The organism is Pantoea rodasii (genome assembly GCF_002095465.1).
Lineage (GTDB): Bacteria > Pseudomonadota > Gammaproteobacteria > Enterobacterales > Enterobacteriaceae > Pantoea > Pantoea rodasii.
Window position 1 is genome coordinate 125,720 of record NZ_MLFP01000001.1, and the last position, 16,356, is coordinate 142,075.

General features: G+C 52.0%; 14 protein-coding genes, 1 tRNA gene and 2 pseudogenes. 10 read left to right on the forward strand and 7 right to left on the reverse strand.

The genetic code is table 11. The features are described 5' to 3' along the window. Positions 1 to 34: 34 nt before the first annotated feature. Positions 35 to 1,459, forward strand: a complete 1,425-nt coding sequence (locus HA45_RS00620; RefSeq protein ID WP_100703347.1) for a GGDEF domain-containing protein — start codon at positions 35 to 37, stop codon at positions 1,457 to 1,459. 161 nt (positions 1,460 to 1,620) lie between these two features. Here the strand turns inward: HA45_RS00620 and ddlA are convergent. Beyond that, positions 1,621 to 2,714, reverse strand: a pseudogene (gene ddlA, locus HA45_RS00625) (D-alanine--D-alanine ligase). 399 nt (positions 2,715 to 3,113) lie between these two features. On the opposite strand from ddlA, the gene HA45_RS00630 reads away from it, so the two are divergent. The 5 genes from HA45_RS00630 to HA45_RS00645 all read left to right on the forward strand — a co-directional run bounded on the left by HA45_RS00630 (position 3,114) and on the right by HA45_RS00645 (position 6,734). Next, positions 3,114 to 3,818 (forward strand): MgtC/SapB family protein, encoded by a 705-nt coding sequence (locus HA45_RS00630; RefSeq protein ID WP_034828565.1) that lies wholly within the window; start codon positions 3,114 to 3,116, stop codon positions 3,816 to 3,818. Positions 3,819 to 3,848: 30 nt separating this feature from the next. Continuing rightward, positions 3,849 to 4,070 (forward strand): hypothetical protein, encoded by a 222-nt coding sequence (locus HA45_RS27265; RefSeq protein ID WP_157811650.1) that lies wholly within the window; start codon positions 3,849 to 3,851, stop codon positions 4,068 to 4,070. Positions 4,071 to 4,531: 461 nt separating this feature from the next. After that, positions 4,532 to 5,347, forward strand: coding sequence for an RNase A-like domain-containing protein (locus HA45_RS00635; protein ID WP_100703349.1), 816 nt, complete (start codon positions 4,532 to 4,534; stop codon positions 5,345 to 5,347). 8 nt (positions 5,348 to 5,355) lie between these two features. Next, on the forward strand, positions 5,356 to 5,694 hold the full coding sequence (locus HA45_RS00640; RefSeq protein ID WP_100703350.1) for a contact-dependent growth inhibition system immunity protein: 339 nt from the start codon (positions 5,356 to 5,358) through the stop codon (positions 5,692 to 5,694). 545 nt (positions 5,695 to 6,239) lie between these two features. Further along, complete coding sequence (locus HA45_RS00645; RefSeq protein WP_100703351.1) at positions 6,240 to 6,734, forward strand: PH domain-containing protein; 495 nt, start codon at positions 6,240 to 6,242, stop codon at positions 6,732 to 6,734. Between the two features lie 105 nt (positions 6,735 to 6,839). Here HA45_RS00645 and HA45_RS00650 read toward each other — a convergent pair. Further along, a tRNA-Ile gene (locus HA45_RS00650) sits at positions 6,840 to 6,915 on the reverse strand. A 202-nt stretch (positions 6,916 to 7,117) separates the two neighbouring features. Further along, a complete protein-coding gene (locus HA45_RS00655; protein WP_100703352.1) occupies positions 7,118 to 7,900 on the reverse strand; it encodes an SDR family NAD(P)-dependent oxidoreductase in 783 nt (260 codons plus the stop codon). A 136-nt stretch (positions 7,901 to 8,036) separates the two neighbouring features. On the opposite strand from HA45_RS00655, the gene HA45_RS00660 reads away from it, so the two are divergent. From HA45_RS00660 to HA45_RS00670, 3 genes are all read left to right on the forward strand, one after another. Then, positions 8,037 to 8,624, forward strand: a complete 588-nt coding sequence (locus HA45_RS00660; RefSeq protein WP_100703353.1) for a TetR/AcrR family transcriptional regulator — start codon at positions 8,037 to 8,039, stop codon at positions 8,622 to 8,624. Then, positions 8,621 to 9,136: a G/U mismatch-specific DNA glycosylase gene (gene mug / locus HA45_RS00665; protein WP_100703354.1), complete on the forward strand. Its 516-nt coding sequence runs from the start codon at positions 8,621 to 8,623 to the stop codon at positions 9,134 to 9,136. The genes HA45_RS00660 and mug overlap by 4 nt, the downstream gene beginning before the upstream one ends. An 88-nt stretch (positions 9,137 to 9,224) precedes the next feature. Continuing rightward, positions 9,225 to 9,983, forward strand: coding sequence for a substrate-binding domain-containing protein (locus HA45_RS00670; RefSeq protein ID WP_100703355.1), 759 nt, complete (start codon positions 9,225 to 9,227; stop codon positions 9,981 to 9,983). Between the two features lie 48 nt (positions 9,984 to 10,031). Here HA45_RS00670 and rpoD read toward each other — a convergent pair whose 3' ends face one another. From rpoD to rpsU, 3 genes and pseudogenes are all read right to left on the reverse strand, one after another. Next, positions 10,032 to 11,876: an RNA polymerase sigma factor RpoD gene (rpoD, locus tag HA45_RS00675; RefSeq protein ID WP_100703356.1), complete on the reverse strand. Its 1,845-nt coding sequence runs from the start codon at positions 11,874 to 11,876 to the stop codon at positions 10,032 to 10,034. A 419-nt stretch (positions 11,877 to 12,295) separates the two neighbouring features. Beyond that, on the reverse strand, positions 12,296 to 14,041 hold the full coding sequence (gene dnaG, locus HA45_RS00680; protein ID WP_100703357.1) for a DNA primase: 1,746 nt from the start codon (positions 14,039 to 14,041) through the stop codon (positions 12,296 to 12,298). A 118-nt stretch (positions 14,042 to 14,159) separates the two neighbouring features. Beyond that, positions 14,160 to 14,374: pseudogene (gene rpsU / locus HA45_RS00685) on the reverse strand (30S ribosomal protein S21). Positions 14,375 to 14,652: 278 nt separating this feature from the next. Here rpsU and tsaD point away from each other — a divergent pair. Beyond that, the gene (gene tsaD, locus HA45_RS00690; protein ID WP_100703358.1) at positions 14,653 to 15,666 is read left to right on the forward strand and encodes a tRNA (adenosine(37)-N6)-threonylcarbamoyltransferase complex transferase subunit TsaD; all 1,014 of its coding nucleotides are present in this window, start codon (positions 14,653 to 14,655) and stop codon (positions 15,664 to 15,666) included. A gap of 30 nt (positions 15,667 to 15,696) precedes the next feature. Here the strand turns inward: tsaD and plsY are convergent, their stop codons facing one another. Next, positions 15,697 to 16,296: a glycerol-3-phosphate 1-O-acyltransferase PlsY gene (plsY, locus tag HA45_RS00695; RefSeq protein WP_034828352.1), complete on the reverse strand. Its 600-nt coding sequence runs from the start codon at positions 16,294 to 16,296 to the stop codon at positions 15,697 to 15,699. Positions 16,297 to 16,356 lie beyond the last annotated feature (60 nt).

The following is a 16,356-nucleotide window of genomic DNA, read 5'->3' on the forward strand; positions in this document are numbered from 1 at the left end:
GGGCAGTGATTTCCAGGTTACAGGGTTCAGACGTATGCGCGTTAAGCTGTTTGCTGAGAATAATTTAAAAAAGAATGCACTCTCGCTGTTCCTCATTACGCTTTTCTTCTGCTTTATTGGCAGTCATCTGCGCATCCCTGAGGAATTTTCACTGTTCTGGCCGGTGAACGCGTTGATTGCCGGATTGATGGTGCGTAACCCATTCCTGCATACCACCTCCAGTTATCTGGTGTGCTTCGCTGCGATGATTTTCAATGACACGGTGTTCTCTGGCTGGGCGTTGCCTGCCGTGACCGTGAACTTCGCCAATATCCTGTTTATCCTCGTTTCGGTCAGCATGCTGATCAAACACCTGCAGCCACCTTCGGCTAACAGCCAGGTGTTCAATGCCATGCGCATCTTCCCGGCGTGTTTCCTTGGCGCGGCAGCCTGTGCTACCTGGGGCGCGTGGGCGCAGGATATCGATTTTAATGCACGATTTGTGGTGGCGTGGGGCGACTGGTTTAGCGAGCAGTTCTCAACTTCACTGATGCTGCTGCCGGTGATGCTGGCGCGACCGTTGCGCAGCGTTTCACCGCGCACCTTGCTGCATCCTGGCAAGCTGTTACCGCTGGCCGCCGTACTGCTCTCGATAACCGTGGGCGCGCTAATTGGCGGCGCAGGCAGCCTGACCTTCCCGGTGCCGGCGTTGATCTGGTGCGCCATCGTGTTACCAATTCCTGTTACAAGCCTGGTGATCCTGCTGACTGGCATCACTGAGATCGTTCTCGTTTCTCATGGCGTAATGAATATTCAGGGCGATGACGCGCTGTTGCCGATCAGCCATCTCACTTCGGCGCGACTGGGCGTGGCGACGGTGGCACTCAGCCCGTTGTTGGTGGCGGTGAGTATGGATGCGATTCGCCAGCTCAATCATCGCCTGGCGCTGCGCGCGAACTTCGATTTTCTCACTCAACTGCTGTCACGTTCCGGCTTGTATGAAAGCCTAAAACAGGAACCGTTTTCTGTGGAACGCGAGGCGGGCGTGGTGATGTTGGATGTCGACTATTTCAAAGCCATCAACGATAACTTCGGCCACGATGCCGGTGACGGCGTGCTGGAAGAGATTGCGCGCCGCATGCAACGCGTGGTGGGCAATCGCGGCATGGTGTGTCGCTTTGGCGGCGAAGAGTTTGTGGTGGTGGTGTTCGACTACAGCCATCTGCAACTTTACCAACTGGCCGAAGCGATACGTCAGGCGATGGTCAAAGAGAAGTTTTGGATTCAGGGCAACACCGTCACGGTAACCGCCAGCTTGGGCCTGGCGCGCGGCAGTGCGCAGAGTGAGCGGGAATGGCCAGGCGTGATAAATCGTCTGGTGTCGGCGGCGGATAAAAACCTCTACCTCTCGAAACGCAATGGCCGTAACCAAACCTCTCCGGCGATGGAACCGCGCAGCATGGTGAATGATGTGGCGTGAAGTGCGTGATGGTCGCCGTGGATGGCGACCATGCAGATGCTGGGTTCTACCTTAATGACGTCCTCACAATTGCCTGATGCGAGTTTGTTTCGACAACCATCAATGACGGAGCTGTTTTACCATCGCAGGGTGCACATTGCTGCGCACCTGGAAATTGATGATTAAACGCTGCTTTTCAACTGGCTGCTTTGCTGATGGCGCTGCTGCGCCAGCTCAATCAAGCGCGTAATCAAATCGCTGTAGCTTAATCCTGCCGCCTGCCACAACTTCGGATACATGCTGATATTGGTAAAGCCCGGCAGGGTATTCACCTCGTTCACCACGATCTCGCCGCTCTCGGTCAGGAACACATCGACACGCGCCATGCCGAAGCACTCCAGCGCCTGGAACGCGCGAATCGCCACGGCACGAATTGCTTCGCTGTCTTGCTCGCTGATGGCAGCGGGCACCACCACTTGTGCTCCATCTGCGCTGATGTATTTGGTGTCGTACGAATAGAAGGCATCATGCACTACACTTCGCCACACGGGCTGGCTTCGGGCTCATCATTGCCCAGCACCGCACATTCAATTTCGCGGCCCTTGATGCCTTGCTCGATCAGCACTTTACGATCGAAGGTAAAGGCCAGATCCAGTGCCGCCACCAGATCGTCGATGCGATCCACTTTGCTGACACCGACAGACGATCCCTGATTGGCCGGCTTGATAAACAGCGGTAATCCGAACTGATCGATCACGGCTTGCGCATCCAGACGCGAACGCTGTGCCTCCGTCACGCTGATCCACGGCGCGACTTTTAAGCCCGCATCGCGCAACAAACGCTTGGTGAAATCTTTGTCCATGCTCACCGCCGAGCCGAGCACATCTGATCCCACAAACGGCAGATTCGCCATGCGCAACAAGCCCTGCAGCGATCCATCTTCACCCAAGGTGCCGTGCACGATCGGGAAGATCACATCCAGCTGTGACAGCGGCTGCGCCTGTTGACGAGTGATCAGTTGCTGCGAAGCACTGCCCGGCACCAGCGCGACGTTTTCGCCCGAGCGATTCAGGGCAATCAGCGCCGGATTATCGGCATTGAGCAGGAAACCGGAAGCATCATTCAGATGCCATTCACCCTGTTTATCGATGCCCAGCAGCACCACCTCGTATTTGCTCTTATCGATGGCTTCGAGGATGTTTTTCGCTGATTGTAACGACACTTCATGCTCGGCCGATTTGCCACCAAACACGATTCCTACACGTTGTTTTGCCATTGGTCTTGATCCGATTGCGGTATAGCGAGTGGGTAAGATAGCACGGTGATAAAAGGCATCAACAGGTTGGGGATTCCGATAGCGAAGTCTTTAACCCAACCTAAACGAAAGCGCTATTTGGAGTAGCCATAACAGGATACGAGGTTTAGAATCCCGGCGAATTTTACCCCAAGAGGATAACTGCATTGGACACTTGTCCCGAACGATTACAAAAGGTCCCTGCGGTAAGATAGCCTTCAACTCTGTCTTAACCGTGCGTTAAGACGGTGGATTTCCTTCCAAAATCTCCCCCTGTTTTTTGCGTGATGCTGCTGAGTTTCAGCGGTAGCGGCACCGGCTGTAATCCATTTTTTACCCCCTGAAGTTCCGCCTGCCTGAAGCAGCGGAGTGAGGTTTATGATGGATTGGAAAATCTTTTTACTGCGCGTCACCGTCGCGCTGGTTCTGGGCGCGCTGATTGGCAGCGAGCGCCAGCTTCGCCAACGTATGACCGGTTTGCGCACCAATGCGCTGGTCAGCACTGGCGCCTGTTTATTTGTTTTAATGACGCAAAGCGTACCCGGCATCGCCACTGATGCCTCCCGCGTGGCGGCCTATGTGGTTTCTGGCATCGGCTTCCTCGGCGGCGGGGTGATCATGCGCGACGGCCTCAACGTACGCGGCCTGAATACTGCCGCAACGCTATGGTGCACCGCCGCCGTGGGCGTGCTGTGCAGCATGGGATTGCTGCTGGAAGCGGCGATTGGCTGCATGGTGATTCTGTGCGCCAACATTTTGCTGCGCGATTTGGCGCAGGGCATAAATCGCCAGAGCCTGGTGCCTGCGGAAGAGGTGGTGCAGCACTACAAAGTGCAGATTATCTGTCTGGCGCAGGATGAAGTGCAGGTGCGCAGCCTGATGCTGCACAGCCTTGGCGGCAGCGGATTACGCCTGCAATCACTGCACAGCGAAGATATGAACCCGCCGCATCGCATGGAAGTGAATGCGGAAGTGCTGGGAAAACCGAGTATGACGGATCAGCTGGAGAGTCTGGTGGGACGGATTAGCCTGGAGAAGGGCGTGAGTTCGGTTAGGTGGCAGGTTTGTGGGTTAGAAGGGGAGTGATGGGCTGGGTTACGCTTTCGGACCCTTCACATGTTGGGCAGTTCTATAACCGATGATTTGGGTTGGATGTTAGAAGAGAGTGCTGACAGATGGTGTTGGAAATATTCAATACCATCTGTTGTATTTGATGTAGATGAAGGAAACAACGATCACCCAGGATATGCTCAGGAAGGCCGCGTAATTTGGGATGTAGCGGGAAAAAATGTAGATTCCGACCATAATGGCTGCGAGTGGTATGAGGTAGATAAATGACTGAATTAACCACAAAAGTGCTCTCTTCATCTCTCGAATCGTCCTTATAGAATTTTACTATCTGATAATTGTTTATTCTTTTAAAACTTAGTGTTAATCATTTAGTCACTTGTCTCAATGGTAATGCTAAAAAAATAAAGGTGCTGTATTTATACTTTATAAGACGAAATAACGATTTCATTGATGGTCGTTAGTTGTATTACAAAATTATTCAAATGATATCATAGTGATAAGTATTTTCAGTGAGTATAAGCACTTCAATCTATAGCATGCTGATTTCAGTATGGATGTGACTTTGTTCGGGTTCAATGTTGAATGTATAATTATTTATGAGTGTTATTATTCCAACTTGGAACTTTAATTTTCATGGTATTATTAAGAAGATTACTATTGTTTAAAATCTCTTCCTACCTAATCTGAATCTAATCCGATACGCATAGCTTCACCCGAAAAGGATTAAAATGAATGATGATGACGGCTTAACCCTGGCGATATCGCCTGTGCAGCTTGCTGCCATTTTACGAAGAGGAACGGTGAGTGAAGGTGAGACACTAAGTAACCGACTTTGGGGCGGCGTTGGTGTTCTGGGAGGTGTTGCTGAAATTTTTGGCGCTGGCGTTTTGTGCGTCGTGCCTGAGCCAACTATGTTAACGAAAGCTGGATGTGTTGTGGTTGGATCTCACAGCCTGGACACGCTCAATACTTCGATTAAACAACTGTGGACGGGGCGCCGAATGGAAACGGCAACTGCACAACTGGCAGAAAAAGCAGCAAGCCAATTTGGTGCCGATCCCGAGATGGCTTACAAGATAGGTGCGACCGTTGATTTAATTGTACCTATTGGCTTCGCCTCGCTAGCAGGAGCATCACGTGTTGCATCTATTTATTCCGGTCGCATCCGATTGATGGAGCATGAAGGTAGCGCGTTAGGACACACGATTGCCAGGCATATTGGCAAGACACCAGAACAGCTTATCGCCCGTTTTTCTGAGCCTCATGCCCCCCATATTTCCAGCACTTTTGGAAATATTAGGCAAGCTGAGTTGGTTATTTCTGAAGTGCTGTCAGTTAAAAGTACACAAATTGAAAATGCTTTAAAGTATTCACATGCCCGCACCACACTTGTTTATGCGCACAGGTTCAATTTTCCAATTGGAACTTACGTTGAGCGAGGGGCGACTAAGGTTAAGAAAGCCTATAATGTCCGCATCGTTATCAGGCCAACCACCTTCAACGGCAAACAGTACTATCTTGTAACAGCATTCCCAACGCCATAAGGAGCCGTATGGATACTGATATGACTAAATCCTGCGAGATGGATAGTCTCGTCGTGGCCTACTTTGGCCAGGATTGCGATATTATTGACCCTGATTGTAATTTCGATAACCTTTTGAATGATTATTTATCCACCTCTCAACCTTTCAATCTGAGAATGCTGCTCGCTAACATACAAGAGTTTGAGCAAGAACCTGATGGAATTCATATTTTTTCCGAACGGTACAAGTATGATTTTGCGCCAGATAGATGGGATATGACGGTGGTTGAATGGCTAAGTGTGGTCAGGAAAAGGGTTGTTGACGAGCTTCACGCTAATGGCCATTCCTCTGAATTATCGAATTTTTGATGCTACTTAGGGGAGAGATTTTCACCTTGCTGATGGAGGTATTAATAACATCGCGGTGTACTAATTAACGGGGAGTAGATCACCTCATCACCTTCGGCTATCGCAGACTTTCCACAATCGTTCAAAAGTCGTTTCCATTTCCAATGAAGATTGGATGTGATGCCATATAGCCGGACAACGAGAGAACGGTATAGCCAGGCTGCATGGCGAGCGCGACAAATCGAACTTTCAACGACGGCGCTTTTGCTGTCAGTAATCATTTCGATTCCTTGCACAGAACACTCCTTATACATAGGTCTATGCCTATGCCTTACTGATGAAGTGTCCGGTTTAAACGGGGGCTATTAAACCTACTTACCAATAAATCTAAAGGTAGGGATTAACTTGATGTCTGTAGTTATCTAAAAATCAGCATGTAAATTATATAGAGGAAGAGGAAATGTCGTTAGTTAAGTGAAATTTATTGAATATTTAAAAAATATTCTTTTCGAAAAACTCTCATCCGCTTACAATAAATTCGATTTTTTTACCTTCAAGGATGGTGTATGGCTAGTTACGTTGATTCAAACCTCTCAAAAGGAGAGGAAGTAGTTTCAAGAGCGCATGTATCTTGGCTTTCTTATCTTCCCTCTATAATCATAAGCATCTTTATTTTTGTTTTCGGGATATTAGGTTTAATTGGTAGCGCAATCAGTACTAATCCAAATTCTGGAGGCAGCGGATTGCCTTGGTTAATGATCCTCATTGCTGCTTTTATCATTGGTAAAGCTGCACTGACCATTGCTACTACTGAACTTGCATTAACGAACAAACGAGTAATTGCAAAATTTGGTTTTATCAGAAGAACAACTATTGAGTTACGTCTCGAAAAAGTTGAAAGCATTGGAGTGAATCAGGGAATTTTGGGTCGTCTGCTCGGTTATGGCAGTGTAGTCGTAAGGGGGACCGGTGGGACAGGAACTCCGATCCCTTCTATTAAACAGCCACTAGACTTCCGTCGTGTAGTGAACAATTTTATAGAAGATAAAGATGCCGCATAGCGTCTGGGCTTGAAATCCAACGCCATTGCATCGCTACTCGAGATTTATAAAAAAATAGGTCAATCAGTTGAGTGGCCTATTTTTACAGAATTTTTTGATAAAATTTGGTGGCCCCTGCTGGGTTTGAACCAGCGACCAAGCGATTATGAGTCGCCTGCTCTAACCACTGAGCTAAGGGGCCAGCGGAGCGGGGATTATAAAGTATCTCGGAGGGGTGATCCAGCGTTCGCCAATCGGTTGGTGAAATTTAGAACAATCTCTGACTCCTTGATCTCCAAGCAAAAATCCCTTTCCACCCCCTAAGATCGCTCAATCAGCCCTCAACCTCCGCAGGTTTTTGAGATAAGGCCATCCTTCCACCTCATCTCAATCACCACTAAAACTCACAAATAGCGCGAAGCAGGCTTATTCAACGAGATAAACGGCAGGATAGAGAAGCGGGCGCTCTCCATGCTCTGCCATAGTCCCACATCTTCCACTGAAGGAATGGTGATCAGCTCACCGCTATCCAGTCCGTGCAACGCCGCAGCCACTAAATCTTCAACCTCCATCACACTCTCAGCCGGAAGATCATCAACTGATTTCCCAGAACGTTCGAAGATCTCAGTGCGGGTTAAACCCGGTAATACCACTTGAATACGTACGCCACTCTCCGCCAGCTCGCGCTGCATATTGCGCGTCAGCGAGAGCACAAAGGCTTTGCTGGCGTTATACGCGCCATTCGCCATTTCACTCACCAGTGCCAGCACTGAAGCAATATTCACAATCGTGCCTTCACCACGGCGGCGGAATGCCTGCGCGGCTGCATGCGCCAACTGCGTCAGCGCTACAATGTTCAGTGTCAGCATGGTTTGTATCTGCGAGATATCACCCGCGACGAACTCGCCTTCAACTGCCATCCCGGCATTGTTCACCAGCATCGTAATCCGCTCGTTGTCCGCAAGGGTTTGTACCACGCGTTGCAAATCCTCAGTGCGGGTCAGATCCGCCGCCAGCACGCTTACTTCCACGCCGTGAGCATCACGCAGCGATTGCGCCAGCTGGTTAAGACGTGATTCATCACGTGCCACCAGAATCAAATTGCTGCCGCGCGCGGCCAGCTGTTTCGCGTAAGTTGCGCCAATCCCGCTGGATGCGCCGGTAATCAAAGCCAGTTGTTGTGTCATTGTCAGTTCCTATAAATGATGAGTGTCATATCTGCTGGACTTAATATGACGACCATCATATTTTTCGTCAAGCTGGAATATGATGATCGTAATAATTACACTGATTGCCATAAACGATGAAGCAGGATGACCAACGATGGAAAAGCTGAGCCACAAAGCGCGCACACGGCAGCGCATACTCGATGAGGCATCGGAAGTGATGCGCGAATGCGGCACTGAAGGCATTGGCGTGGCGGCGCTGATGAAGCGCGCGGGCTTAACTCACGGCGGCTTCTACGCCCACTTTGACTCACGGGAAGCGCTGGTTGAAGCAGTAATTGCCACGATGTTTGCCGATTCAGCGCAGCGCTTTGCCGCCATCACCCAACTCGAAGATCCAGCCGAGCGATTAACCCAACTGATCGATAACTATCTCTCTGAGCAGCATCGCAACACGCCTGGCGAAGGCTGCCCAATGCCCGCGCTGGTGAGTGAGATTGCCCATCTGCCGATTGAAACACGTACGCTGTTTTCACAACGTCGCGATGCAGTGCGTCAGCGATTGGCGCAGGCCCTCAACGAAATGCATCATCCTCAGGCTGATGACGTCGCCGCCAGCATGCTAGCCGAAATGGTGGGTGCGGTGGCGCTGGCGCGAGCCTGTCCGGATGATGAGGAAGCCCGCAACATGCTGGCGATCAGCCGTCGGTCGGTAAAACAGCGCGCAGGATTGGTGAACGCATGAGTGAGCACGATATTCAGGACATCATTGCACCCGACTTACAGGTGCTGTTTTGCGGTATCAATCCGGGCAAATCTTCGGCACACACTGGCTTTCACTTCGCCCATCCCGGCAATCGCTTCTGGAAGGTGATCCATCAGGCCGGTTTTACCCGCGAGTTGCTGAAGCCAGAACAGGAGCAGCGGCTGCTGGAAACCGGTTGTGGCATCACTATGTTGGTTGAGCGTCCCACCATTCAGGCTAACGAGCTGGCGGGTGAAGAGCTGCGCGATGGCGGGGCGCGCTTGCAGGATAAGATCCTACGCTATCAGCCGCGTGCGCTGGCGGTGTTGGGCAAGGATGCGTTTCAGAAAGCGTTCCGACAGCGCAAAGTGGAGTGGGGCGAGCAGCCGCAAACTTTGGGCGAAACGCGTCTGTGGGTGTTGCCCAATCCCAGCGGTTTGAACCGCGCGACGATTGAGGAGATGGCCGCGGCCTATCGCCAACTTCATGATTGGTTACAGAATAACGCGTGAGCGTGCTCCGCTTAACGCGGCCCTGAAGTTGTTCAATCTGTGGTTTCTAACTAAACCCAAATCTTTATGGCAAATAAAGAGAGGGAAGATGAAACGCACAATCGCGTTAGCGGCGCTGCTGGTGATGGCGCAACAAACTGCACAGGCAGAGACGCTGAAAGTATTTAGCTCCGGTGGTATGTATCCGGTAATTGAGAGCCTTAAGCAAGATTATCAGCAGCAAACCGGCAATACCTTGCAACTTGAAGCGGCACCATCGATGGGCGATACGCCGCAGGCGATCCCTAATCGTCTGAAACGTCAGAATAATGCCGATGTGCTGGTGATGGTCGATTACGCTATCAAACCGCTGGAGCAGGCCAAATTTGTTGATAGCAGCAGCCATCAGGTGCTGGCGCACTCCTACATCGCGATGGCGGTGAAGCAGGGCATGACGCCGCCGGACATCAGCACGGTGGCGAAATTCAAACAGGTCCTCACGGAAGCATCGAGCATCGCGATATCGGACAGTGCCAGCGGAAAATATATTCAAGGCAAGATGCTGAGCAAGCTGGAGTTGGGGCCGAAGACCGCCAGCAAAGTCTCCGTGATTCCTGCCACGCCGGTGGGTGAAGCGGTGGCTCAGGGCAAAGCGGAGCTGGGCTTCCAGCAGAACAGCGAATTGCAGGCGGTGAAGGGGATTACTATTGTCGGACTGATCCCGCCAGCGGTGCAGCAGGACACGCTATATGGCGCGGTAATTACGCGCAGCACCCAGCAGAAGCAGGCGGCAGCGCAGTTTGTGACGTATTTGCAGAGCGATAAAGCGCGCAAAATGATGCAGGAAAAAGGGCTGACGCCGTTTTAAAGGCAATAAAAAACCCCGGCAAGCCGGGGTTTTTCGTCTTAACGAGGATTAATCGTCAAGGAAGCTACGCAGTACTTCGGAGCGGCTTGGGTGACGCAGCTTACGCAGCGCCTTGGCTTCGATCTGACGAATACGCTCACGCGTAACGTCAAACTGTTTGCCAACTTCTTCCAGCGTGTGGTCGGTGTTCATATCGATACCGAAACGCATACGCAGGACTTTCGCTTCACGCGCAGTCAGACCCGCCAGCACGTCGTGGGTGGCTGAACGCAGGCTTTCTGAGGTAGCAGAATCCAGCGGCAGCTCCAGCGTGGTGTCTTCGATAAAATCGCCCAGATGCGAATCTTCATCATCACCAATCGGCGTCTCCATCGAGATCGGCTCTTTAGCGATTTTCAGCACTTTGCGGATTTTATCTTCTGGCATCAGCATACGCTCAGCCAGCTCTTCCGGCGTTGGCTCACGGCCCATCTCTTGCAGCATCTGGCGCGAAATACGGTTGAGTTTGTTGATGGTCTCAATCATATGCACCGGAATACGGATGGTACGCGCCTGGTCGGCGATAGAACGGGTGATAGCCTGACGAATCCACCAGGTCGCATAAGTTGAGAACTTATAACCACGACGGTATTCAAACTTATCAACCGCTTTCATCAGGCCGATGTTACCTTCCTGAATCAGATCGAGGAACTGCAAACCACGGTTGGTGTATTTCTTAGCGATCGAAATAACCAGACGCAAGTTTGCTTCAACCATCTCTTTCTTCGCACGACGCGCTTTAGCTTCGCCGATCGACATACGACGGTTGATGTCTTTAACCTGCTCGATGGTCAAGCCGGTTTCTTCTTCTATCTGCTGCAATTTCTGCAGTGAGCGCGAAACATCGTCTTCAACTTCAAGCAGCTTTTCAGACCACGGTTTGTTCATGGCCAACGCAGCTTTGAACCAGCTAGGGTTGGTTTCATTGCCGGTGAAAAGGGTGATGAAGTTTTTCTTCGGCATTTTGCACAGTTCAATACACAGCTTCATGATCAGGCGTTCTTGCGTACGCACGCGCTCCATCATGACTCGCATACTGTTCACCAGGTAATCGAATTGCTTCGGTACCAGGCGGAACTGTTTGAACACTTCAGACAAATTAGTGATTTCTGCTGCGGCATCCGCGTGGCTGCGGCCTTTAGCTTTGATCACGGTACGCGCGGTTTCGTACTGGGTACGCAGGTCGTTGAATTTCTCGCGTGCCAGTTCCGGATCGATAGAGTTATCGTCGTCGGAGCTGTCATCATCGCTCTCTTCATCTTCCTCTTCGTCGTTGTCACGATCTTCCTGAGACAACTCTGAACCCACGTGCGTGGCCGTTGGCGCGATATCTGCTTCCGCGTTCGGATCAACAAAACCGGTGATCAGATCGGAAAGGCGAGCCTCGCCCGCTTCAACGCGATCGTACTGATCGAGCAGATAGGTGATCGCTTCCGGGTACTCGGCAACAGAGCACTGTACCTGGTTGATACCGTCTTCGATGCGTTTAGCGATGTCGATTTCGCCTTCGCGCGTCAGCAGTTCAACGGTACCCATTTCACGCATATACATGCGTACTGGATCGGTCGTACGGCCAATTTCAGATTCAACGCTGGAGAGTACCTGAGCGGCAGCTTCTGCGGCATCTTCATCAGTATCAGAGCTGTTTTCATTCAGCATCAGATCATCGGCATCAGGTGCTTCTTCAACAACCTGAATACCCATGTCGTTAATCATCTGGATGATGTCTTCGATCTGGTCGGAGTCGACGATATCTTCCGGCAGATGGTCATTGACCTCAGCATAGGTCAGATAGCCCTGCTCCTTACCACGGGTGACAAGCAGCTTAAGCTGTGACTGCGGGTTTTGCTCCATAAGACGGTATCCACACTTCTGTTAATTAGATTGGTGTCGGTCGGCAGCGAGCCAACTATAACAGTGAAGGCGTTGTTCTTTTGCCGCTGCCTTCAACGCGGCCAGGGTATCGACCCTTCATAAATCGGCACTTAAGCCGCTTGAATTCTGTTCGGGCCTGGCTTACTCGCCATTTCCGTCCCCGGCAGTGCTCGCACAAGTTGCTTTAGCAACTTGAACGCCCTTCAGGGCGGCCCCGGAGGGGCGAGCTTCGCGAGTCATCCTCACGTACTTCAGTACGCTCCGGTTGCTGCGCGCTGGCGGTAACGAAACTGGCTTCGACGCCGACGGCCCTCGTACGGTGCGCTTAAAACCGAACCGAACGATCAAACCAAAACGGCGGCTTTAACAGCCTTCAACGTTCTGGCTTGGTAAAAATCTTATTTTTTCGCTAATGCCTGGCTTAGTGCCCAAAACTCGCGGCGTTCGGCGGCGCTCAGGCCTTCGGTTCTATCACGAGCGATCAACGCTTCAAGGCGCTGTTCAAGCGCAGAGTCGTAAAGACTCGCCAGTGAATCCTGGAACACGGCTTCCGCCTCTTCATCCACTATCATGTGGTTCCAGGTTGCCAGCGTTTCAAGGGGCTGGCTAAATTCTGTCCCGCGATATAACTCTAGTAGCTGTCCGGTCGTCAGGCCAGGATTCTCCGTACAACGACTGACTATCTCCACAAACAGCGGTAAACCCGCCATCTTTGACTGCTCAAGCCCGTCCAACGTAGGAACGATGGCGGCAAATTGCGGATTCTGCACCAGTAACGCAATCAGCACGCGCATGGTGGTGCGCTTCAACGGTGGTGCGGTTGGCGCTGCGCCGCTTTCTGCCAGCTTCGGCATCAGCTTGTCTAACTGGTTATCGTCAAGAATGCCGAGTTTATTACCCAAATTCTGACGCATATAAATGCGTAGCGTTTCACCGGGGATCTGGCTAATCAGCGGCAGTGCCAGCGTTGCCAGCTTGGTTTTACCGTCACGCGTGCTCAGATCGACCTGCGGCATCAGGCTGTCGAATAAAAACGTGGAGAGCGGCATTGCCTGCTCCATCCGCGCTTCGAAAGCCTCTTTACCTTCTTTTCGTACCAGCGTGTCCGGGTCTTCCCCATCCGGCAAAAACATAAAGCGTAGCTGACGACCGTCATTCATGTAAGGCAATGCGGTTTCCAGCGTACGCCAGGCGGCTTCGCGCCCGGCTCGGTCGCCGTCGTAACAGCAGATCACCGTGTCGGTAGAGCGGAACAGCAGCTGAACGTGTTCTGCCGTGGTCGAGGTGCCCAATGACGCTACAGCATAGTCGATACCAAACTGTGCCAGGGCAACCACGTCCATATAACCTTCAACAACCAATAAGCGTGCCGGTTGTGGATGATTCTTTTGCGCTTCATACAGGCCGTAAAGCTGACGACCCTTATGGAAAATCGGTGTTTCCGGTGAGTTCAGATACTTGGGCGTATCGTTGCCCAGTACACGTCCACCAAAGCCAATCACGCGCCCACGCTTATCGCGAATCGGGAACATCACGCGATCGCGGAAACGATCATATGTGCGGCCGGAATCGTTACTGACCAGCATGCCCGCTTCCATCAAGGATTCGCGGTCTTCTTTCTGCTGACCAAAACGTTTCAGCACGTTATCCCAGCCTGCTGGCGCAAAACCAATCGCGAAGTGATCAATCACTTCCTGGCTGAGACCGCGTGTAGCGAGATAATTTTGTGCAGATGTCGCTTGCGGATTACGCAGGCTTTGCTGATAGAAACCATCGAGGCCTTCCAACAGCTGATACAGACTTTGACGCTGATGACGTTCCATCGGGCTGGGGCCGTTGCCCGCTTCATACGGCACTTCTAAGCCGTGTTGCGTAGCCAGCTCCTCAACGCTTTCAACAAAATCCAGACGATCGTGATTCATCAGGAAGTCGATGGCGTTACCTTTGGCGCCACAGCCGAAGCAGTAATAGAACTGCTTCTCACCGCTTACGGTGAAAGAGGGGGTTTTCTCATTATGAAAAGGACAGCACGCGTGATAGTTCTTACCCTGCTTTTTCAGCTTAACGCGGGCATCGATAAGATCCACGATATCCGTGCGGGCAAGTAAGTCATTGATAAATACGCGTGGAATTCGTCCAGCCATAAGCCCCAGTTTTTCCGCTCATAAACGGCAACAAGCCGCGCTTCCTTTCGGAAAGCACGGCCTCTTACTTGACTCTGTCTGCGTTTAACACGCGGCGGAAGCGAACTTCCGAAAGAAATTAGTACAGACGAGTGCGGCGTGCGTTTTCGCGAGCCAGTTTCTTGGCGTGACGCTTAACAGCAGACGCTTTAGCGCGCTTACGCTCAGTCGTTGGTTTTCATAAAACTCACGACGACGAACTTCCGCCAGAACACCTGCTTTCTCGCAAGAACGCTTGAAGCGACGCAGTGCTACGTCGAAAGGCTCGTTTTCACGTACTTTAATTACCGGCATGTAACTCTTACCTCGATAAATTCGGTTTTGCTGCTGACTGCGGCGCCAGCACTTTTAAAATGGTGCAGCATTTTACTCCAGCCGCGGCTGACTTGTAAAGCACCATGAACAATTTAGAACCAACAGAGGCATTTGCCATCGCGGCTGCCGGTTTTTTCAGGCCGTGGAGTATAGCGCACTCTTTGTGCGACAGAAAAACACTTTTTCCTGGCAAAGTCGTCCGGCGTATGATTCCCCTGTGCTACACTGCGCGCCGCAAGAAGAGGGTGATAAAAGCTATGCGAGTTCTGGGTATTGAAACGTCCTGCGATGAAACCGGCATCGCTATCTATGACGATGCGTCCGGTTTGTTGGCGAATCAATTATATAGCCAGGTCAAACTGCACGCCGATTACGGTGGCGTGGTGCCGGAACTGGCCTCACGTGACCACGTGCGTAAAACCGTGCCACTGATTCAGGCCGCGCTGAAAGAAGCCGGACTGGAAGCCAATCAGATTGATGGTGTGGCCTATACCGCTGGCCCTGGTCTGGTCGGTGCGCTGTTGGTCGGTGCCACGATTGGCCGTGCGCTGGCGTTCGCGTGGAACGTACCTGCCGTGCCGGTGCATCATATGGAAGGCCACCTGCTGGCGCCGATGCTGGAAGACAATCCACCGGAATTCCCGTTTGTGGCATTGCTGGTTTCGGGTGGTCACACGCAGTTGATCAGCGTAACCGGCGTGGGCGAATACACCTTGCTGGGCGAATCGGTTGACGATGCGGCCGGTGAAGCCTTTGATAAAACCGCCAAACTGCTTGGCCTTGATTATCCCGGCGGACCCATGCTGGCGCGCCTGGCGCAGCAGGGCACGCCAGGCCGATTCAAATTCCCGCGTCCGATGACCGACCGCCCAGGGCTGGATTTCAGCTTCTCAGGCCTGAAAACCTTTGCCGCTAACACCATTCGTGAGCATCAGGATGATCAACAAGCGCGTGCCGACATTGCCCGTGCGTTTGAAGATGCGGTGGTGGATACGCTGATGATCAAATGCAAACGCGCGCTGGAACAGACTGGCTTTAAGCGCCTGGTGATTGCCGGCGGCGTCAGTGCCAACCACACCTTGCGTGAGCGCATGGCAGAAATGATGCAAAAGCGCGGTGGCGAAGTGTTTTACGCCCGCCCGGAGTTCTGCACCGATAATGGCGCGATGATTGCCTACGCGGGCATGGTACGGCTGAAAGGCGGTACGCGCGGCGGATTGGGGGTCAGCGTACGACCTCGCTGGCCGCTGGCAGAATTGCCCGCCATCTAAAACGAAAAAACCGGCATCGCGCCGGTTTTTTTATTTCTTCTTCTTCCGTTTCCAGATCTTATTTTCCTGCCCGCGCCACAGGCGCTGAATGTTGTCGTGATGACGCAACAGAATCAAACAGGAGAGCATCGAAACCGGGAAGGTGAACTGCGGTTTAAACCACCACACGTAAAACGGGGCAATCAGCGCACTGACAATCGCGCCCAGCGAGGAATAGCCGCTCAGCAACACCGTCAGCAGCCAGGTGCCGGTCATCAATCCCGTCAAATCCCAGCCAATCGGCGCAATCGCACCAAACGCCGTCGCCACGCCTTTCCCGCCACGAAAACGGAAGAACACCGGATAGATATGGCCGAGGCAGGCAGCAATCGCCGTTAAGCCGAGATACATCGGGGTGACGTGCAGCAGATAAGCGATCCACACCGGGATCATGCCTTTCGCCACATCGAAAATCAGTACCGCTGCGGCTGCGGCTTTGCCGCCGATACGCAAAACGTTGGTTGCACCGGGATTGCCGGAGCCAGCAGTACGCGGATCGGGTAAACGCGCGAGTTTACAAACCAGTATCGCACTGGAAATCGAACCGCAAAGATACGCGAAAATAATCATACCAAGCGCGATAGCACTCATAGCGTCGTACCGTTCCTTTTGGGTCGTTTTGTTCTCGATAAGCGTGGATAATACGCATAA